Origin of the sequence: Bacillus pinisoli (assembly GCF_023036475.1) — a bacterium.
GTDB lineage: Bacteria > Bacillota > Bacilli > Bacillales > SA4 > Bacillus_BS > Bacillus_BS pinisoli.
This window is the reverse complement of the sequence record NZ_JAJQKI010000001.1, coordinates 72,237-92,744: the sequence shown is the minus strand read 5'-3', so window position 1 is coordinate 92,744 and position 20,508 is coordinate 72,237. Positions and strand designations below refer to the sequence as shown.

21 protein-coding genes and 1 pseudogene are annotated in these 20,508 nt (G+C 37.7%); 15 read left to right on the top strand and 7 right to left on the bottom strand.

Annotation, left to right across the window (positions count from 1 at the left end):
- Window positions 1–160: 160 nt before the first annotated feature.
- Both LT143_RS00545 and LT143_RS00540 read right to left on the bottom strand, forming a co-directional pair.
- Window positions 161–778, bottom strand: a complete 618-nt coding sequence (locus tag LT143_RS00545; protein WP_246938589.1) for a lytic transglycosylase domain-containing protein — start codon at window positions 776–778, stop codon at window positions 161–163.
- The gene (locus LT143_RS00540; protein ID WP_246938588.1) at window positions 775–1,362 is read right to left on the bottom strand and encodes a CYTH domain-containing protein; all 588 of its coding nucleotides are present in this window, start codon (window positions 1,360–1,362) and stop codon (window positions 775–777) included. The genes LT143_RS00545 and LT143_RS00540 overlap by 4 nt, the downstream gene beginning before the upstream one ends.
- 111 nt (window positions 1,363–1,473) lie before the next feature.
- Here LT143_RS00540 and LT143_RS00535 point away from each other — a divergent pair, with 111 nt between their 5' ends.
- From LT143_RS00535 to LT143_RS00520, 4 genes are all read left to right on the top strand, one after another.
- The gene (locus LT143_RS00535; RefSeq protein WP_246938587.1) at window positions 1,474–1,848 is read left to right on the top strand and encodes a UPF0738 family protein; all 375 of its coding nucleotides are present in this window, start codon (window positions 1,474–1,476) and stop codon (window positions 1,846–1,848) included.
- 79 nt (window positions 1,849–1,927) lie between these two features.
- Window positions 1,928–2,551, top strand: a complete 624-nt coding sequence (gene yjbM / locus LT143_RS00530; RefSeq protein WP_246938586.1) for a GTP diphosphokinase — start codon at window positions 1,928–1,930, stop codon at window positions 2,549–2,551.
- A 17-nt stretch (window positions 2,552–2,568) separates the two neighbouring features.
- Window positions 2,569–3,366 (top strand): NAD kinase, encoded by a 798-nt coding sequence (locus tag LT143_RS00525; protein WP_246938585.1) that lies wholly within the window; start codon window positions 2,569–2,571, stop codon window positions 3,364–3,366.
- Between the two features lies 1 nt (window position 3,367).
- A complete protein-coding gene (locus tag LT143_RS00520; protein WP_246938584.1) occupies window positions 3,368–4,264 on the top strand; it encodes an RluA family pseudouridine synthase in 897 nt (298 codons plus the stop codon).
- Window positions 4,265–4,349: 85 nt separating this feature from the next.
- Here the strand turns inward: LT143_RS00520 and prpE are convergent, their stop codons facing one another.
- Entirely contained in the window at window positions 4,350–5,090 is a 741-nt protein-coding gene (gene prpE / locus LT143_RS00515) for a bis(5'-nucleosyl)-tetraphosphatase PrpE (protein ID WP_246938583.1), read from the bottom strand.
- Between the two features lie 57 nt (window positions 5,091–5,147).
- Window positions 5,148–6,320 carry an FtsW/RodA/SpoVE family cell cycle protein gene (locus LT143_RS00510; RefSeq protein ID WP_246938582.1) on the bottom strand — a complete coding sequence of 391 codons (1,173 nt, stop codon included), beginning with the start codon at window positions 6,318–6,320 and terminating at the stop codon, window positions 5,148–5,150.
- 380 nt (window positions 6,321–6,700) lie between these two features.
- On the opposite strand from LT143_RS00510, the gene LT143_RS00505 reads away from it, so the two are divergent.
- The 4 genes from LT143_RS00505 (at window position 6,701) to fabI (ending at window position 11,324) form a co-directional block, all read left to right on the top strand.
- Window positions 6,701–6,844 (top strand): hypothetical protein, encoded by a 144-nt coding sequence (locus tag LT143_RS00505; protein WP_246938581.1) that lies wholly within the window; start codon window positions 6,701–6,703, stop codon window positions 6,842–6,844.
- A gap of 274 nt (window positions 6,845–7,118) precedes the next feature.
- Entirely contained in the window at window positions 7,119–8,474 is a 1,356-nt protein-coding gene (mgtE, locus tag LT143_RS00500; RefSeq protein WP_246938580.1) for a magnesium transporter, read from the top strand.
- A 78-nt stretch (window positions 8,475–8,552) separates the two neighbouring features.
- Complete coding sequence (locus LT143_RS00495; RefSeq protein WP_246938579.1) at window positions 8,553–10,412, top strand: monovalent cation:proton antiporter family protein; 1,860 nt, start codon at window positions 8,553–8,555, stop codon at window positions 10,410–10,412.
- Between the two features lie 135 nt (window positions 10,413–10,547).
- Entirely contained in the window at window positions 10,548–11,324 is a 777-nt protein-coding gene (gene fabI / locus LT143_RS00490) for an enoyl-ACP reductase FabI (RefSeq protein WP_246938578.1), read from the top strand.
- Window positions 11,325–11,374: 50 nt separating this feature from the next.
- Here fabI and LT143_RS00485 read toward each other — a convergent pair whose 3' ends face one another.
- Window positions 11,375–12,514 (bottom strand): hypothetical protein, encoded by a 1,140-nt coding sequence (locus tag LT143_RS00485; RefSeq protein WP_246938577.1) that lies wholly within the window; start codon window positions 12,512–12,514, stop codon window positions 11,375–11,377.
- 202 nt (window positions 12,515–12,716) lie between these two features.
- Here LT143_RS00485 and LT143_RS00480 point away from each other — a divergent pair, with 202 nt between their 5' ends.
- From LT143_RS00480 to LT143_RS00470, 3 genes are all read left to right on the top strand, one after another.
- Window positions 12,717–12,797, top strand: coding sequence for a YjcZ family sporulation protein (locus LT143_RS00480; protein ID WP_246939125.1), 81 nt, complete (start codon window positions 12,717–12,719; stop codon window positions 12,795–12,797).
- A 165-nt stretch (window positions 12,798–12,962) separates the two neighbouring features.
- Window positions 12,963–13,343, top strand: a complete 381-nt coding sequence (locus LT143_RS00475; RefSeq protein ID WP_246938576.1) for a hypothetical protein — start codon at window positions 12,963–12,965, stop codon at window positions 13,341–13,343.
- 80 nt (window positions 13,344–13,423) lie between these two features.
- The gene (locus LT143_RS00470) at window positions 13,424–13,861 is read left to right on the top strand and encodes a CotO family spore coat protein (protein ID WP_246938575.1); all 438 of its coding nucleotides are present in this window, start codon (window positions 13,424–13,426) and stop codon (window positions 13,859–13,861) included.
- 230 nt (window positions 13,862–14,091) lie between these two features.
- On the opposite strand, the pseudogene LT143_RS00465 reads toward LT143_RS00470, so the two are convergent.
- Window positions 14,092–14,511: pseudogene (locus tag LT143_RS00465) on the bottom strand (CotY/CotZ family spore coat protein); the annotation flags it as partial.
- Between the two features lie 148 nt (window positions 14,512–14,659).
- Window positions 14,660–15,136, bottom strand: a complete 477-nt coding sequence (locus LT143_RS00460) for a CotY/CotZ family spore coat protein (RefSeq protein ID WP_246938574.1) — start codon at window positions 15,134–15,136, stop codon at window positions 14,660–14,662.
- A gap of 218 nt (window positions 15,137–15,354) precedes the next feature.
- Here LT143_RS00460 and LT143_RS00455 point away from each other — a divergent pair, with 218 nt between their 5' ends.
- The 4 genes from LT143_RS00455 to LT143_RS00440 all read left to right on the top strand — a co-directional run bounded on the left by LT143_RS00455 (window position 15,355) and on the right by LT143_RS00440 (window position 20,503).
- A complete protein-coding gene (locus tag LT143_RS00455) occupies window positions 15,355–16,125 on the top strand; it encodes a hypothetical protein (protein ID WP_246938573.1) in 771 nt (256 codons plus the stop codon).
- A 71-nt stretch (window positions 16,126–16,196) separates the two neighbouring features.
- Window positions 16,197–16,499 carry a hypothetical protein gene (locus tag LT143_RS00450; RefSeq protein ID WP_246938572.1) on the top strand — a complete coding sequence of 101 codons (303 nt, stop codon included), beginning with the start codon at window positions 16,197–16,199 and terminating at the stop codon, window positions 16,497–16,499.
- A gap of 22 nt (window positions 16,500–16,521) precedes the next feature.
- Window positions 16,522–16,824, top strand: a complete 303-nt coding sequence (locus LT143_RS00445; protein ID WP_246938571.1) for a hypothetical protein — start codon at window positions 16,522–16,524, stop codon at window positions 16,822–16,824.
- Between the two features lie 22 nt (window positions 16,825–16,846).
- On the top strand, window positions 16,847–20,503 hold the full coding sequence (locus tag LT143_RS00440; RefSeq protein WP_246938570.1) for a multicopper oxidase domain-containing protein: 3,657 nt from the start codon (window positions 16,847–16,849) through the stop codon (window positions 20,501–20,503).
- Window positions 20,504–20,508 lie beyond the last annotated feature (5 nt).

Below are 20,508 nucleotides of genomic sequence, written 5' to 3'. Positions count from 1 at the left end.
TGTATGAATATATAGATATAACTTCTCTCTAAAGTTAAAGAAATATGTTTACTACTTATTTTATCAATCTGGGAAGTGGACATCAAATAAAGTGCTTGAGAGTTTATGGAAATAAGGGAGTTATAAAGAAAGAAGCTATCCAGGAATATGGATAGCTTCATTAAGCATTTAATTGCTGGAACGTATTGGTTACTTTTTTTACATAGTTTTGTGTTTCTTTAAAAGGAGGGATTCCATTATATTTATCAACATTACCAGGGCCTGCATTATAGGCTGCAAGTGCTAGAGAGAGGTTTCCGTCATAACGATCTAGCATATTGCGCAAATATTTTGTTCCACCTTCTATATTTTGAGCGGGATCAAAGATATTTTTTACACCAAGGCCTTTAGCTGTTGACGGCATTAATTGCATAAGACCACTAGCTCCTGCATGACTAACCGCATTCGCATTAAAATTTGATTCATTTTTAATAACAGCTTTAATAAGCTTAGCATCAATATTATATTTTTCAGCTGCCTGCTGAATCATTTCATCCAGACTACCCAGTTGGATAGGAGGTAGAGATTTGTTTACCGCATGTAGTTGTATAGTAGGCAAAGACTCCACACCATTCTTCAGTAGGGAGAGTGTATGAGAAGTTTTGTTCATACCTTCTGACAGCAGTTCATTGAACATGTCTTGAAATAGGTTAGAATCTGTCTCGTTTGATGAAGATGCACTTGAGAAATTTCGCAATGCCTGCAGTTCAAGTACCATTTTTAACTGATTTATGTTCATTCTGTTCCCTCCAACCCTTTTGCCCTAAAAAATCGCCTGATTTTGTTTTCCGTTTCTCGAATAGGAATATTGTATGTTTGTAAAAACTTTCGGAAGTTTTGTTGTCCTTTTTGAAAATGAGTAGCTTCATATTCAATTTCATAGTCACTTTGATTTAGGTAACGGCTGTGATCAAAGACTAAAGTACCGTCCTCATACTGTATTTCAGCTCGGCTTGTCTCTAACATACCCAGGTACTTGAGTGCTTCTGGATTTATTCCATCTTCCTTAATGATGTCATAGACTTCTCCTTTTATAAGGGGAAAGCCTTCAAGGATGGACCTTGCTTCTTTATCGGTTAATTTTTGGTGCGTTTCAAGAATGCCTTCTTCAATTGTCTGTTTTAACGTTAACGTGTAAGAATTATTTTTATATCGTATTCGAAGGGCTGCTTTTCTTTCTTTTAGTGAAAAGTCAATCGTATCGAAATAATGGTTTTGTTGTATGATAAATTGATGCATGTCTAGTGAAAACTCAGCTAATAAATAGGAGAATTCTTCTTTTGTTACTAGGTTTTTAAATTCAATCTCAAGCTCTTGTGTCATTATTCGCACGACTCCTTTACTTAAAACATTATACTATATTCTAGCTATTAATGTAGTTAGGTTTTCTATGGTAAAATAAAAAAGATAGTGGAAATAGAAGGGAGTTACAACATGCAAAAGAGAATCTCTATAGAACGAGCTGAATGGAATGATGGACAGTTAAAACTAATTGCTCATCCGACAAACTTTGAAAAGGGTACTTTATCGGCAGCTGAAAGAGTTCTTGTCGACTCAGATCAACTCGCGTTTATTTACATATTGGAAAATAACGAAGAATATGTATATCTGGCTTTATCCTCTCCATTTTGGCCAGAGTTAAAAAAGGCACTAGCTGATGATGCTTCTGTTCAACTAGTTATGAACGAATTAGAGTTAGAACTGATTGGATTAAAGGATGAACTAGAGTATCTAATCCAGAATATCCAAGGCAATGCTAATTATGGTAGTGATATGGAAAAAGAAGTAGAGAAGGTTTTTTTTACATAATTTAATTTTATAAAAAATAGGCTTTCGCTGAGCATAAGCAAGGGGCTTACGCTCTTCTAATACTAGTGGTGGTGGTAGAATGATTGAAAACTGGGATGTTTTTTTAGCGCCGTATGTGCAAGCGGTTGACGAATTAAAAATAAAGTTTAAGGGGATTCGTTCTCAATTTGAACAGCATTCTCTAACTTCACCAATTGAATTTGTTACCGGTCGAGTTAAGCCAATTCCAAGTATTTTAAATAAAGCACTAAGTAAGAATATTGAACTGGCTAAGATAGAGGATGAGATATCAGACATCGCTGGAGTTAGAATGATGTGTCAGTTTGTTGAGGATATAACGAAGGTAGTTGAGCTTTTAAAAGCACGTATGGACTTTGAGGTTGTTGAAGAGCGCGATTATATCTCTCAGAAGAAAGAGAGTGGGTATCGCTCCTATCATTTAGTCATTCGCTACCCGGTAGAAACACTTGAAGGTGTTAAGAAAATTCTCGTTGAGATTCAAATCCGAACATTATCTATGAATTTCTGGGCAACCATTGAACATTCATTAAATTATAAATATAGTGGGCAAATTCCTGAAAATATTAAACAGAGACTTCAGCGTGCTGCTGAGGCAGCTTTCAGGCTTGATGAAGAGATGTCTCTTATTAAAGATGAAATTCAAGAGGCGCAAGTTGCTTTTTCCAGAAAAAATGAAGGATAAGGGTGGGAGAGATTTTTATGAGATTTGCCATTACATCAAAGGGTGACACTGTATCTAATACATTAATGCTAAAGATGAGAACCTACTTACAAGACTTCGAGCTTATTTATGATGAGGATCAACCCGATATCGTCATTTCCGTAGGGGGAGACGGAACACTACTATATGCGTTTCATCGTTATCAAAAACGACTAGATAAAACAGCTTTTGTTGGGGTACATACAGGTCATTTAGGTTTCTATGCAGATTGGGTTCCAGAAGAAGTGGAGAAGTTAGTTATTGCCATCGCTAAAACACCTTATCAAGTTGTTGAATATCCGCTACTTGAGGTGATTATCCGTCATTTAAATGGTGGGAAAGAGGCTAGGTATCTTGCACTAAATGAAAGTACTGTTAAGGCAGTTGAGGGTTCACTTGTGATGGATGTGGAAATTAAGGGGCAAGGTTTCGAAACATTCCGCGGTGATGGACTTTGTATTTCTACTCCGTCTGGAAGTACGGCCTATAATAAAGCATTAGGCGGGGCTATTCTTCATCCTTCCATTGAAGCGATTCAAGTGGCAGAGATGGCTTCCATTAACAATCGAGTGTTTAGAACAATTGGGTCACCACTCGTCTTACCAGGCCATCATACTTGTATGCTAAAACCGATTAATCATGTTGATTTTCAAATTACGGTTGACCACCTAACCTTATTACACAAGGATGTAAAATCTATTCAATATCGTGTAGCCAACGAAAAAATTAAATTTGCTCGTTTCCGCCCATTCCCATTTTGGAAGAGAGTCAGAGATTCTTTCGTAGGAGATAAGTAACGTGCAGCCTTTTCGTCTTACTTGGGAGATTCATGAGCATGACAGCGGGAAACTTGTAAAAGAATTTTTGAAAGATAAAGAGATTTCCAAAACGGCTTTAACTGATATCAAATTTAATGGTGGACATATTCTTGTTAATCATGTCCCCATTACCGTGCGTTACGAACTAAAAAAGGGAGATATTCTTCATGTCGTGTTCCCCCCTGAAGTTCCAAGCACAGACATGGTAAAAGAAAACATTCCTTTAAACATACCGTATGAGGATGATTATCTGCTTATTATCAATAAGCAGCCTTACATGTCAACGATTCCTTCACGAGAGCATCCGAATGGCTCGTTAGCTAATGCACTTCTTTATTATTATGAGCAACAACAAATAGGGAGCACGGTTCATATTGTAAATCGGCTAGATCGTGATACATCAGGACTATTAATTGTGGCTAAGCACCGTTATACTCATCATCTTTTCTCAAAACAACAAAAGTCCTCTAGTATTAAAAGGACCTACGAAGCACTTGTACATGGAGTAATGAGCGAGAATAAGGGAACGATAAAAGCTCCAATCGGTAGAAAAGATACGAGTATTATTGAAAGAGAAGTACGAGAGGATGGACAAGAGGCCATTACCCATTTCCACGTCATTCAGCACTACAAAGAGTTCACTCATGTTTCGGTATCACTTGAAACAGGGAGAACCCATCAAATACGTGTTCATATGGCTCATATCGGTCACCCTCTATTAGGAGATGATCTATATGGTGGAAAAAGAGATTTCATTACTAGGCAAGCATTGCATAGTAGAACATTATCGTTTCATCATCCAATTACGCATGAGAAGATATTAATCACTTCAGATTTACCAAATGACATGAAAAAAGTACTTGAAGAAAGAGCGTAACAATAGTGGAAACAGCTTTACTTGTTATACCACTGCTTTACGCTCTTTTCTCTTTCTAAAAGGGATCTTTGAAGATCACGAAGGTTTAGCCAAAGCTCCTGAATTTTTCTTCTACATAAATCATGGTAGATGGAACGGATACGGTTTCAAGCTCCGGGTAACGTAGAGCAGTTAACTGTCCTCCAAATACGCAGCCTGTGTCAATATTTATCGTATGATTAATCGTTCTAGGCTGTTTAACCGGTGTATGACCATACACAATCCACGCCTCACCTGAATAGTGTTGTGACCAATCACGTCTAACAGGCGAACCATCTGGATTCGTTTCACCCGTGATATCTCCATAAAGCACAAATGTTTGAACCTTCTTATCATGCCTTCCAATATAGTCTTGACGAATACCAGCATGTGCAATAACAAGCTTTTTTCCATCTAAGACGTGGTAGAGTGGGGAAGATTCGTAGAGCTCAATAAATTGGTTCTTGATCCTTTCTTGTTCCTGTTCGGACAAAGCCTTATATTCTGCTACCGTTGTCTCAAGTCCGTGAGTAATTTGTACCTTTCGACCAAGAAAATAACGGTATAATTTGTTGCAATGATTGCCAGGACAATAGTAAGCTTTTTTTGCAATCATCACGAGTTTATAAAGGGTATCAATGACCTGTAAAGACTGCGGTCCACGGTCTGTTAGGTCGCCTACAAACCCAAGAATCCGACCATCTTTATGTATGGGGAGCCCACTATTCCACTGATAGCCAAGTTTGTTGGTTAGTTCAACAAACTCTTGATAACACCCGTGGATATCTCCAATAATATCAATTTTCATAAGAATCCTCCTTAAACCCTGTTGTACAAGTGAGATGAACACTGCCTTTGTTTACTACTAATCAAATAAATATTTCTTTGTTCTAGAGCGTACGTTTAGGATAATTCCCATTGCAAGCATGTAGGTTGCCAAAGAGCTCCCACCGTAGCTGATAAACGGGAGAGGGAGTCCAGTAATTGGTAACAAGCCAATCGTCATTCCGATGTTTTGAAATACTTGAAAAGTGATCATGCCAATAATTCCTGCGCACAAGTAGCTTCCATAAGGATCATGACACTCAATAGCGATATGAATCATCCTAAAAATTAATATAAAGAATAACGATATGACAATGCTTGCCCCTATAAAACCAAACTGCTCTCCTATAATGGAAAAAATAAAATCAGTATGCGGTTCTGGTAAATAAACCTCCGTATTCATATAGCCTTTCCCTGACAGTGAGCCTGAACCAATAGCAAGTAGCGACCTAATTAATTGGAAGCCTTGGGCACTTGAATACTCATAAGGAGTAAGCCAGCCATAAAATCGGTTTAGTTGGTATTCATCCAATATATGTGCCTTGAAGAATGCGGGAAAAGCAAAATACATATAAACCAAACTTGTTACGAAAGCAACAAATAGTAAGCCAATGGAGAAAATAATTCTCCAACTAATTCCCGACACAAATAAGATGGACACAAAGATTGCCATGAATACCATTGACATGCCTAAATCAGGTTGTTTGATTAAAAACAGTAAAGGAACAAGTGTGGTAATTGATAATTTAGTAAGCAACAAGAGATCTAATTTTAACGCGTTTTCTTGATGCTTCTCTCGATGGGAGACTACTAACTGACTTAACACTAAAATTAAAAAAATTTTTAGTAATTCGGAAGGTTGGAAATTTCCAATACCAGGAAGCTTGTACCAGCTAGTCGCCCCCTTTATGGTTTGGACTAGGCTACTCGGTACGTTTAACTCAAGACCAAGTAAAAGGACGAGACCGAAACCATATAAATACCAAGCAACCTGTTTAAACCTGTCATAATCAATTAGCATGGTTACTAAAATGGCAACAGACCCAACGGTATACCATTGCCATTGCTGAAAAGCAAAATTAATATGTTGAAGCTTCTCAGGAAGAGAAGGCTGTGCACTTAATATAGCTAGCGTACTTGCGATACTTAATAAAAATAATATAAACAGTAATGTGTAATCAATTCGCTGCGATGTCGATTTTTCCGTTTGCATAATTAAACCCTTTCTCTAATGTAAGGTTATTATCAGTTATGCCATATTTTTGAGGAACTAATCTTTATTTAGGTTGTATTAGAGTGGATTGTTGCTTGATGGTGCAAGAAAACGGGTGGAACTCGCAAAAAAAAAAAGCTTGAAGTCGCAAGAAAAGAACCCGGAGTCGCAAGAAAAAATGGAGGACGCAAGAAAATAGCACCAACTCGCAAGAAAAGTGACCAAGTCGCAAGAAAAGAACCCGGAGTCGCAAGAAAAAATGGAGGACGCAAGAAAATAGCACCAACTCGCAAGAAAAGTGACCAAGTCGCAAGAAAAGAGCCCGGAGTCGCAAGAAAAAATGGAGGACGCAAGAAACCAGGTCCAACTCGCAAGAAAAAGTGACCAAGCCGCAAGAAAAGAACTCGGAGTCGCAAGAAAAAATGGAGGACGCAAGAAACCAGGTCCAACTCGCAAGAAAAAGTGTCCAACCCGCAAGAAAAGAGCCCGGAGTCGCAAGAAAAATGGACGACGCAAGAAAATAGCTACAACTAGCAACAAAAATGTATGACCATACCTATTAAACACTACAACGACAAACAAAATATGAGTACATCATAAGCACGTCACATATGAGCATGATTAAAATTTATAAAAATCGGGTATGTACTATTATTCGAGTTTATTCGTCATATAAAAAATAGTATAAAATAAGAGTCGCGAAACAAGATTTCTTTCGTATTGTTTGTTAGTATATTACTAGTAATTTAGCTAGGACCTAACAGTGGTGCCTATCGACTCTTGTGAAAGGAGGACATCATGAAAGAGAATAATGAGAATACTAAAGAGCAACTTCTTGGATTTTTAGAAACGGAAGATATTTTATCTTTTCGACAAATATATACAGAGCTTCACCCTTACGATCAGGCGCGATTTTTTGAAGATCAGTCAAGAGAGCTTAGGCAACGCATATATGAGTATATGTCACCAGAAGAAATGGCCCCTATTATTGAAAATCTAGATAATGATGAAGAGGTTCAGGAAATCATTTCTGATATGATACCGTCTTATGCTGCTGACATGTTAGCTGAAATGTATGCAGACGATGCGGCAGACGTCTTAAATGAGCTTGATAAAAACCAAGTTGCTAGTTATTTGACCATGATGGATGATGAGGCTGCACGAGAAATAAAAGACTTACTCCATTATGATGAATATACAGCCGGTAGTATTATGACTACCGAATTTATCTCGATTGAGGCACATCAAACCATTCGTTCTGCCATGCAAATTTTAAGGAACGAAGCGCCAGACGCTGAAACGATCTATTACTTATATGTCATCAATGAGGAAAAGAAACTGGTAGGAGTTATCAGTTTACGTGATCTTATCATTTCTGATGAAGACACGATGGTTGCTGACATCATGTATGATCGTGTCGTATCAGTTGGTGTCGGAGATGATCAAGAGAACGTTGCTAAAACCATGAAGGATTACAATTTCTTGGCACTACCAGTTGTTGATTTTGAAGGCCATCTGCTTGGAATCATAACCGTTGACGATATTATAGATGTTATAGATGAAGAAGCATCCGATGATTACTCTAAACTAGCTGCCGTATCTAATATGGATACGATTGACAGAGGTTCCTTTGCTGCGGCACGTAAGAGATTGCCTTGGCTTATTATCTTATTGTTCTTAGGTATGTTAACAGCAAGCTTGATCGGAAGGTTTGAGGAAACGTTAGATCAAGTAGCAATACTTGCTGTCTTTATTCCTTTAATCGCAGGGATGGCAGGTAATACTGGTACCCAATCGTTAGCGGTTGCGGTAAGAAATATAGCCATTGGAGAACAATTAGAGAACTCTATTTGGAAATCTATTTGGAGAGAAGCGGGGACAGGATTAATAACTGGTACAACTTGTGGGATATTAGTATCAATCGTTGTTTTTTTATGGAAGGGACATTTAATTCTGGGAATGCTAGTAGGGATATCTATTTTTATCACTCTGTTTATTGCCACCATAGCAGGCGCACTTATCCCCATGCTTATGCATCAATTTAAAATTGATCCAGCTGTTGCTTCAGGCCCATTTATTACAACGATTAATGATATTATAAGTATTATTGTCTATTTTGGGCTGGCAACCACATTTATGCAGTACTTATTATAACAATTTCGGAATAGAAGTTATTGATATGAACTTAAATTAGATTTAGAAAAAGTTCATATGTTCAAGGGGGAATTACTAATGGAACATCATGCTTCAGTTACATCATTACTTATTGTCGTTATGGTCGCATTTTTAACACCACTGTTAATGCACCGATTTAAATTGAATTTTCTCCCGGTTGTGGTTGCAGAAATCATCATGGGTTTAATTATTGGTAAATCTGGATTCAATTTAATTCATCCAGATATGTGGATCGAAACATTATCCACATTAGGTTTTATATTTTTAATGTTTTTAAGTGGATTAGAAATTGATTTTACAGCATTTGCTGGTAATAAAAAGAAAGAAGTCCTTCCTAACGGTAAAAATGCACCGAACTCATTTTTAGTTTCTAGCGTAATCTTTATTGGGATATTTGGGATTTCCTTATTTTTATCTTACCTCTTTGTATGGACAGGATTTATTGAAAATGCATTTTTAATGACTCTGATCATTTCTACGATCTCACTTGGGGTTGTCGTTCCAACATTAAAAGAAGCAAACTTAATGAAACGTTCAATCGGTCAAACCATTCTTTTAGTGGCGGTTATTGCTGATTTAGTAACGATGATTTTACTAGCAGTTTTTGTTTCTCTGTATAGTGAAGATCAGGGGAACATGTGGTTATTACTGATTCTATTTGGGGCTGGAGTAGGTATTTATCTATTAGGGAAATACTTCAAGCATCAAACTTACTTAGAAACCATGTCAAAAGGAACCATACAAATTGGTACGAGAGCGGTATTTACACTCATCATCGTATTAGTTGGCCTCTCAGAATCAGTTGGAGCCGAGAATATTCTTGGAGCTTTCTTAGCGGGGGTACTCGTTTCACTATTGTCTCCAAATGCAGACTTAGTTCATAAGCTTGATTCATTTGGATATGGTTTTTTAATTCCTATATTCTTTGTTATGGTAGGGGTTAACCTTGATGTATGGAGTCTATTTGAAGACCCAAAGGTTATTTATTTAATTCCTCTATTATTAATAGCGTTATTTGTATCGAAAGTTGTACCAGTCTATATAATGAAAATTTGGTATGATACGAAAACTGTCCTTGCCTCAGGGTTCTTACTTACATCTACCTTATCGCTTGTTATTGCTGCTGCAACGATTGGGGAGAGAATGGAAATTATTGATGGACAGATGTCAGGTGCTCTCATTCTTGTAGCCGTCATTACAAGTATCATTACACCAGTGGCATTTAAGAAAATCTTCCCAGAACAAAAAGTAGAAGATTTGAAGAAAAAAGTTGCCTTTATAGGTGCCAATCAGCTGACACTGCCAGCAACATTAGAATTAAACAAGGACTTATTCGAAACAACGATCTATCATATGAAGCAGGATAAGATCGAAAAGCAAGTTTCTGATTCACTATTTAATATCGTAGAACTAGAAAATTACACGATTGAAGAAATGAAGAAGCTCGATATTTTTGAAGTTGATATACTAGTTGTGACCACAGGTGATGAGGAAATTAATGCAGAAGTAGCTACATTTGCGAAGGAATCAGGAGTAGAACGAGTGATTGCTCGTGCTGAGAACCCTGTGCTGGATGAAGCGTTAAAAAGTCACGGAGTAGAAGTATTTTCAGTACTTTTATCCACGAAGTCCTTATTGCGTGCACTAATTGAATCACCAAGTGTCATGAATATCTTGACGAACCAAGAAACAGCTTTATATCAAATTAATATGAGAAATAGCTTATATAACGGAATTGAACTTCGGAACTTCCCATTTACGGGCGACGTTATATTTGTCCGAATCTTTAGAGGGAAAGATTCAATTGTTCCACATGGAGATACAGAGTTAAAGCTAGAGGACCGATTAATTGTGACAGGTTCTCGTGAATATGTTGATGAATTAAAGATGATACTAGAATTTGGTAAAAATGTTTAATAGAAGTAATAGCTAGCTGAAATACATGAAAAAGTCTTATCAAACCGATAAGGCTTTTCTTTTTTAACTATTATGTTATACTATGACTAGGTACTAATAACTTGTATAAAAGATTTTTGTAGGAGGAACCAAATTATGTCGTTATCTTTAAATGGTCGTACATATGTTGTGATGGGTGTTGCGAATAAAAGAAGTATTGCTTGGGGGATTGCTAGATCATTACATGAGGCTGGTGCTCGTCTTGTCTTTACGTATGCAGGTGAGCGTTTAGAGTCAAGTGTACGTGAACTTGCAGGAACATTAGAAGGTGCAGATTCCTTAGTGTTACCTTGTGATGTAACAAATGACCAAGATATCGAAAAGTGTTTTGCAGATATTAAGGAACAAGTTGGCGCCATTCATGGAGTTGCTCACTGTATCGCTTTTGCTAATAAAGAAGAGCTTAATGGTGACTACATGAATACAACAAGAGACGGGTTCTTATTAGCACATAATATTAGTTCTTACTCTTTAACAGCTGTTGCTAAGGTGGCAAAAGACCTTATGACAGAAGGTGGAAGCATAGTTACGCTAACTTACCTTGGTGGAGAGCGTGTTGTAAACAACTACAATGTAATGGGTGTTGCAAAAGCGTCTCTAGATGCAAGCGTAAAGTATTTAGCAAATGATCTTGGAAAGCAAGGAATCCGAGTGAACTCTATTTCTGCTGGTCCGATTCGTACATTATCTGCTAAAGGTGTTAGTGATTTTAATTCAATCTTAAAAGAAATCGAAGAAAAATCTCCGCTACGTCGTACAACAACACAGGAAGAAGTAGGAGATACAGCAGTATTCTTGTTCAGTGATTACTCACGTGGAATTACGGGTGAGATGATACACGTAGATTCTGGCTATCATATTTTAGGCAACTAATAAACAAGAACCCTGCATTTGCAGGGTTCTTTCGTTTATTAGGATATATTTTACTTCTTTCCAAATAGACCGCCGATAATACCACCAGTATCACCTGTGCCACCAGTCGAACCTCCAGTCGAACCTCCAGTCGAACCTCCAGTCGAACCTCCAGTCGAACCTCCAGTCGAACCTCCAGTCGAACCTCCAGTCGAACCTCCAGTCGAACCTCCAGTCGAACCTCCAGTCGAACCTGAGCCACCAGTAGAACCTGAATCACCAGTAGAACCTGAACCACCAGTAGAACCTGAATCACCAGTAGAACCTGAATCACCAGTAGAACCTGAGCCACCAGTAGAACCTGAATCACCAGTAGAACCTGAACCACCAGTAGAACTTGAGCCACCAGTAGAACCTGAGCCACCAGTAGAACCTGAATCACCAGTAGAACCTGAGTCACCAGTAGAACCTGAACCACCAGTAGAACCGGAGCCACTAGTAGAGCCTGAATCACCAGTAGAACCGGAGCCACTAGTAGTACCTGAATCACCAGTAGAGCCTGAGCCACTAGTAGAACCTGAATCACCAGTAGAGCCTGAGCCACTAGTAGAACCTGAATCACCAGTAGAACCTGTGCCACCAGTAGAGCCTGAGCCACTAGTAGTACCTGATGTAGAATCTGTATCTGAAGATGTACTTGTATTACTTGTTGATCCTGTATTAGTGGTTGCACCAGAACTAATAGTAGATCCGTTATCTAATTTGACACTGTCAGAAGTGGTGTTCTTTGTTTCTTTGTTTCTATATTGTTCATAAGCTTCTCTGCTTATTTCAATTTTAAATTGGTGGAGCTTTGATTCCCATGTTTGTTTTTGTTTATCTACTTTAAAAGATACAAATTTCTCCATTAAGTTTTGCATGTTACTTTTAAAATCTTGAAAGTTACCAAAGCCCTGATTGTTAAGAGAATAATAGGCTTCTAGTACTTCCTTCATCTTTGTCCAATCAGTCGTAGGCTTAACTGTGTTAGAAGACTTTGAATGTTGGTCTGTTAGCTCTGATTGTTTTGAAGTTTCCGTTTTATTCGTTGAATATGATTTAGTAGTTTGCTGTGGTTGTTGGTAGGAGTTTTCATTATTTTTTGAATAACTAGTTTGTTGATTTTTGTAATAGTCATATGGAGTGACCGTTTTTTCACTATTTATATACATGCCCATAATCTCCCTTCTCTAGTAAATTATACTCATAAATGCTTTATTAGGGAATATATAATATTCGCTCAATATAAATATTTCTTCCTATTAAAATTCCATTTTTTCATCAAGCGGTTTGTCCATACCAAAATAATCTTCTTACATATAGTAGTTAATGTAAGATGTCTTACCAGATTAGAAGAGGGGAGTTGACCAGACAATGTCAGGTGGAAATAACAATAGATTTGCGTTAATTGTTGTTTTATTTATTCTTTTAATTATTGTTGGAGCAGCTTACTAATAAAAGGAAGGCAGCACCTACTTAAAAGTAGGTGTTGTCTTATTTAGAAATCTAAAAGGAGGAGTATAAGAGATGGTATTATGGGTGTTAACGTTAGTCATTTTTTTATTATTAGTTATTGTCTTGCTCCCTTATTTAGGGAAAGGACTGTTATAAACAATGGTCTTGAAAAAGCAAGTGATAGATATTAGTAAAGATGCTGAAATGGAAGAACTGAAATTACTTCGTAATCAGTATTCTAACTTGGAGGGAAAACTAAATAGTATTGAAGAAAGTTTAAGACTTCTAACAAACCGGATCTTGGAGACAGATGAGAAAATAAAAAGTTTGAAACGAGAATCTAGTAAGAAAAAAAGAAAGAAAAAACGGAAACGAGGGAGTAAAAGTAGGAAAAAAGAGAAAGGGCTTGTAAACCTTGTTAAAGAATTAGACTTTGATATTTTAAAGCTAGCGGAAACGGTCATACTGTTGAAAGATCTATTCGGAGAAAAAGAAAAAAAATCCGTTCCTTTATTAAATTCGTTCAATATATTTAAAGGTAAGTGATCGTCATAAGTTGTTTAGGCACATTCAACTCGTAATATGCATACAAATATGGTGAAAACTTAGTTACGGAGGTTGAAGCCATGAAAGAAGCTCAGGCGGTAAAACGGAGTCCACTCTTATATATTACCCAGCCCAACTTACAACCAGCTTATGTAAAGGTGCAGGAGTATATTTCAATTAAAAAAGAAGCACAAATAATAGAAGAAGAGTCTGTAACAAAGGAAAAGAAGGTCGTTGAACAACAAGGTGTAGCTCAAGAAGGAAATAACGCGGCAAAAAGTACAAACGATCGAAAGAGTTTTAAAGAATTCTCTACACTCGAAAAAATTCACTTCTTCACAAACGCTAAATCAAACATGCCAAAACCATTGTGTGAAATTATGACAGAACATGATACGTTTCAAGGAAAGATTATGTCATTAGAAAATGAAATGGTTACAGCAAGAATCTTAAAAGATCCATATAAGGTAGAAATACCGCTTTCGTCTATAAAGAGTGTCCAAATTATAGGGTTATAGAAGAAGAAATTGGCTTTTACTGCCAATTTCTTTTTTAAATATTTACTTCCGGTTTCTCATAGAGTAAAGGGTGAATAAAAGGTTATATGAGGAATATACCTTTTAGTTTATTATCTTTATCTTCTTCTACGGCGTCTACCCATTGTATTGTCATCATCTTCTTGTTGGGTATCTTCCACCTTATCCTTGACTCGGTCTTCTACTCCAGCAACGTTTCCTCTTGCAAAATTATTGACAAGCCTCGGGTCTAAACATTGAATAGCACAGAAGCAACCAAGATCTACTTCGATACAGAAATCAGTTTTTACGAGTCTTTCCACATCACAAATGTCATCTTTATCGCAGAAATCTACACCAACGGGTCTTAGTAATGAAAGAGTGGCACAGCAATCGTCAATTCCTTCTACTCGGAAGAATGGAGTTTTAAAACAATCTCCTCCTCGTAACTCACCGATGTTTCCAAAAGCCTTAAAAAGATCGCCCTTCTTTGTATAAAGTAAGAAAGGAATCGTGTCACCTACAAAATTAGCTGGTGATAATAGATCTGAAAAGCAGCTAGTGGGACATTGATCCTCTACAGCATCTTGTAAATCTTTAATGTTTTGAATGGCATCACATACACAATTAAAATCATCCTTACGTTTACTCATTACACTTCCTCCTAATACGGTTTTGAACTTATTAGTCCCTATTATCATATTGGGGGACAAGTGTACATGTGTTTAGGTACGTGACCTATCTTTTTCTCCTTTGGGCATGAAAAAAGCTCGGCATCTCGCCGAGCTTTATTAGCTAAAATTAGCGTCTGAATTGACCTGTATTAGCTTGAACTAATTCAGGAGTTAAACATTGGATTGCGCAGAAGCACTTTAAGTCTACTTCAATACAGTTACCTGTTCTGAATAAACGTTCAGTACCACAGATGATTTCTTCAACATCTTTTTTACAATCTGGCTCTACATTTGACTCAAGTAACTCAAGTGTAGCACAGCACCCATCCACATTATTTACACGGAAGAAAGGTGTCTTAAACGCATTCATACCAACTACAGGGTTAGCAACTTGATTTGGACGAATGTTACCAAATGCAGTGAATGGCTTACCTTTTTTTGTATATAAGATGAATGGAATTGTATCTCTACCTGGTGCAAATGCAGGGTTTAAAAGGTTTGAGAAACAACTAGTAGGACAGTTATCTTCTACAGCGTCTTGAAGGTCAGCAATGTTACGAACGGCTTCACATACACAATTAAAGTCGTGATCTTTACAACTCATTGACTTTCATCTCCTTAATTTTTTTGTTTTTGACTTATTGTCACTAATTACAATATGAATTGGGAGGTTTTTGGTGTTGGGGAGGTGTCCTTATTTCGTAAAATAGGCTATTCCTGCTTGGAAAATTCGCTCGCCAAGGAGGGCGAATGCCAATTACAAGTTTAGGTCTTTTGACATACTGTATATAGATTACCTTCATGTAAGGGGGGAGGGAGCTCATGAAGGAGAAAATCAGACACGATGAATATGTAAAGAGGTTGTTAGAAAAAAGAAAACAAGAAGTAATTAAAATGGATGAAATCAATGAGAGAAACCTTTCAATGGGAGAAGGATTGACGTCACCAACCAGTAACTTATCAACTGAAGAAACGAGAATCTTAATGGAGTATATGGAGCAACAAAATTTGTTTAATATTACTAGCAAAAACTCAAAATTAAAAAAGAGTTTGACCTTGAAGAAATTTTTTAAAATGAAGAGAAATCAACAAGTAGAGGTATATTCCACTTGTAACGGTTCATTTCTATATACGACCGGAAAGGTGGCGGGTGTAGGAAGAGATCATGTTATGCTGACCGATCTTAAAAAAAGATACTGGATTCCATATGAGGTCATTCAATCTGCCAACATCCCTTATGGCATTCCCAATTATTCAAATACACATCAGCATTTTATTTATGACAATAATTACCGAGAAAAACTACTGTATCAATTTGGTGAAACCGTCACAAAAAGGGAACCATTATATCAGCTCTTTAATGAAGATACTTTATATACAAGTTTAAACAGATGGATTGGTTCCTTAGTCGAGATTCATTATGGTGACGAAAAAGTAGGAATAGGAAAAATAATCTATGTTTCGAAGGAGAAGCTTCAGCTATCACTGTTTAAGTCAGAGACTGAAATAGCTTTATCAGAAGTTTATATGATTGAAACGTTGCGATTCTTCCAAGCTATTAGAAAATTGGGCCAGATTTATTGGCGGAGTTAGATTTATTTACTATACCATGTTCACAAAGTTTGAATAGATTACTATAACCCTAGTCAAAAAGGAGGATTATTATGAGTCATGATGAGCAACCAATTATAGATCCTATATATCGTGATTTAAAAGAAATGATTGGAGAACAAATATTAGTAATTACACAAACCTCACAGTTAAATCTATTAGGTCAGACATTTAGGCCTATATTCTGTGGTGAGATTTCAGAGGTAGAAGCAGGGCACATCACATTATTTCCAGTCATTATTAAATTTGTAAACGCACCTTTTTATGAGAATCCATTTCCAATTAGTATTCCGTTAGAGAAAATCTCACAATTTACAACAAATTTTGATTGTGATACAAGATTCTCAATTTCTTAGCATAAAAGGAGGGGAACTAAAAGTGGAATCATTTGAGCACCTAAGACAAACTGGAGGGGTTTCAATTAATGACATACATGATGAAGCCCTAATAGAGCATTTCGTGAATGGAATTGGAAGGAGAGCCTTCTTATTAACACCAGCCTTCCCATTTTTATTCATCGGCACGATTAAGGATGTCGTAGAAGACCTACTTGTTATGGACGTTGAGACAACGCATATAGCACAGCTTGAGAATAGAGAGTGGCACATTCATATAGACTCCATTGAAGTATTTTTTATTGAACGTGATAATGGACCAAGAATTCCGAATGTTAGTGATTAAGTAGAAGAAAGGAGGTTATTCCATGAAGCGATGCTATCATGTCGTCGCTATACCGATTCGAATAGTGGTTAATACCTTTGGTGATCACAACCCAAACGGTATGATGTATGTTTTAAAAGAAAATGAATCTAAAGTAAGAGAACTTGTGAAGAAGAACCCATTCACTCCCGTTGACCTTGTACAGCCACTTGTTATTAGAGCAAATGAAGGAGATGTAGTTGAGATCTTGTTCGAAAACAAGCTTCCCTTTAATGCTAGTATGCATTTTCAAGAGGCTGAATATGATGTGTTGACATCTGACGGAGCAAATGTAGGATTTAATCCAGATACAACCGTTCCACCTGGTGATTCTATTATGTATCGAATTAATACGCCTCATCAGGGTATCTATATGTTCTCAGACTTAGGGAATCCTTCAAGCAGTGAGAATGGTTCGAATAGCAATGGACTATACGGTGCATTGTACGTTGAGAAGCGCTTTTCTTGGTGGACTGATCCTGTTACAGGAGGACCTATAAATAGTGGGGCAGATGCTGATATTCATCATCCGATTTTACCTTCATTTCGGGAGTATACTTGGATGTTTGCCGACCAGATGGAGATCAATGATATAACTGGAAATAATCCTATAGATTTCGATACAGGTCAAGAAAGTGAATCTTTCCACGGTGTTAACTACCGCTATGAACCGTTAAATCGACGAGCGCAGCTCATAGATGAAGCAGTCGTTTGTCCGGATTGCGATGGGGAGGAAGTTCACCATGATTCATGGGTGTTTGGAGATCCTGCTACCCCTATATTAAGAGGGTATGTAGGTGATCCAGCAAAAATTCGTCTCATTCACGCTGGGGTAAAAGAAACACATGTATTCCACTATCATGTTCACCAGTGGTTTAGAGACCCTGATAACTTAAATTCAGAGATATTTGATTCACAAGCAACGAGTCCACAAACTCATTATAATATTGAGCCGCTATACGGTTTAGGAAGTCTCCATGGCGCTATTGGAGACGCCATCATTCACTGTCATCTATATCCTCACTTTGGTGCTGGAATGTGGGGAATGAACCGAGTGTTTGATACTCTGCAAGATGGAAGTCAATGTTATCCAAACGGAGTACCAATTAAAGCTCTTCAACCTTTACCAGATCGACCAGCACCACCAAAACCAACACCTGAACGACCTGGTTTTCCAAACTTTATTCCTGGTAAAGTAGGATGTAAAGCACCTAGACCACCGTTAGGTATTGTGGGTGGTAGAGAAATGACGGAACTAGAAAGGAATGCAGCGATACCAAATCCAAGACCAGGTGCGGTGTTCTCAGATCCTTGTCTAGAAAACGCACCTGTTAGGGAATACAATGTCTCCGTTATTCAGCTACCCATTGTCTACAATAGAGAAGGATGGCACGATCCTAATGGAAGAATATTTATATTAGATGAAGATATTGATGACGTGTGTTCAGGTAGAAAAGCACCAGAGCCACTCGTCTTTCAACAGGCGGCAGGTACCTGTATTCGCATCAACTTTACAAATCGACTTCCACATGTATTTGATGGAGATGCTTTCCAGTTAGTAAAGAGAACGTACGAATGTGGAATGCATATCCATTTTGTTAAATTTGATGTACTAGTAAATGATGGGGCAAACGTCGGATGGAATTATGATTCAAGCGTATTACCAGGTGAAACAATTCGATATGAGTATTATGCAGATGTGGAACTAAAAGCATGGTTCTTCCATGATCACTTATTTGCAACACTCCATGAACAGCATGGTCTCTTTGCGGGAGGTGTTGTAGAGCCAAGATTTACAACTGTCATTGATTCTACTACAGGAGAATTGGTTGATCGTGGAACAGAAGTGACATGCCTAAACCCATTAATACCGGATTTCAGAGATTACACAATCTTTGCTCAAGACTTCACTTACATGTTTACGAAGGACGGTCAACCAATACAACCACCTGAATTTCCAGGTTCTTTAGATGACCCAGGTTTGTTCGGAGTAAATTTACGAAACGAACCATTACAGTTTAGACTTGGAGAGGATTGTGACCCGGCCTATACGTTTAGTTCATTTGTAAAAGGTGATCCTTTTACCGAAGTCTTTAAGGCGTATGAGGGCGATCCAATCCGGATACGTCTACTACAAGGAGCACACGAGGAATCACACAGTTTTAATTTGCATGGAATGAAATGGCAAGTAGAACGTAGGGACCTTGATTCAAAATTTGAGGATCAGCAGCATATCGGTCTTTCGGAATCATTCACGTTTGAAATGTATGTTCCGAGATCAGGTGACTATTTATGGACGTTCGAAACTGAGGAAGATTTATGGAATGGTCTGTGGGGGCTTATACGTGGGTATGACGCCGAAGTACCACAATTAATTCCACTTCCAGATCGACCATTACCACCTGAAAGATTAGAACCACTTCCAGATTGTACAGGATTACCTCCAGCACCTGCTGACAAAGTTATAAGCGTGGCTCCAGCAGATGCACCTGTGCGTCGCTATAGTATTGTAGCTTTCCAAACACCTATTGTTTATAACGAATCATATGGAGATTATGATGCTAATGGTATTGTTTTTGCACTTGAAGAGGATGTTGAAGACATACGATCAGGAAGGAAAAATCCTGAACCGCTTATAATAAGAGGTAATCTAGGTGATGTCATTGAAGTAAAATTAACTAGTTTACTAGAATTTGACAAGTTTCCGTTTAAGGACGGTATCTATGACTATCCAATCGTTAAAGAACAAGCCTTCTATCCACCATCACTTCGAATCTCTCTTCATCCACAGCTATTAGATTATGATGTGAAAACATCGGCGGGTGAAACTGTAGGATTTAACGCTGATCAGACAGTAGGACCTGGTGAAACGATAACCTATAGCTGGTATGTAGATCGTAATTATGGTGCTTGCGGTATGTGGGATATGGCGGATATTCGAAATCATCGTTCACAGGGAGCCTTTGGAGCATTTATAGCAGAGCCGCGTGGGACTGTTTATTTGGATCCTCACACCATGGAACCGGTGAAAACGGGTAATAGTGTTGTCTTACGAAACCCATTGATCCCGGATATACGAGAGTTTGTCATGATTATGCACGATGGTGTTCGCTTATTTGATAAATTCGATCAAATTATTAATGACCCACCAGATGGAATTCTTCTCGGAGAAGGAGAGGGAGGTTTATCAGAAGAAGAAGTGGACACGTATGACCAAGGTTCGAGAGGTTTCAATTATCGAACCGAGAGATTAATGAACCGTTTTAGAGAGCACTCAGAGCTTGGAGATCTATTTAGTTCCAAAGTATTTGGAGATCCAGCTACACCAGTCTTTGAAGCGTATCCAGGAGACCCAGTTACAGTCAGACTTATTACTCCATCAGAACGAAGAAGAACGCATACCTTCCATCTTCATGGACATTACTGGCGTTTTGATCCCAAGGACTTAAATTCCCGAAAAGAATCTTTTGTAGGTTTCAATGTAATGGGAAGAAAAGCTGATCTAGAGTTAATTGGGGGTGCAGGTGGAAGTTATAACTATCCTGGGGATTATATGTACCGCTCTGGTAATATCATGTGGGATATTGAGTTAGGTATGTGGGGTATTATGCGCGTCCATCAACGATTAATGGAACATTTACCTCCACTAAAGAGGAAATAACAGAG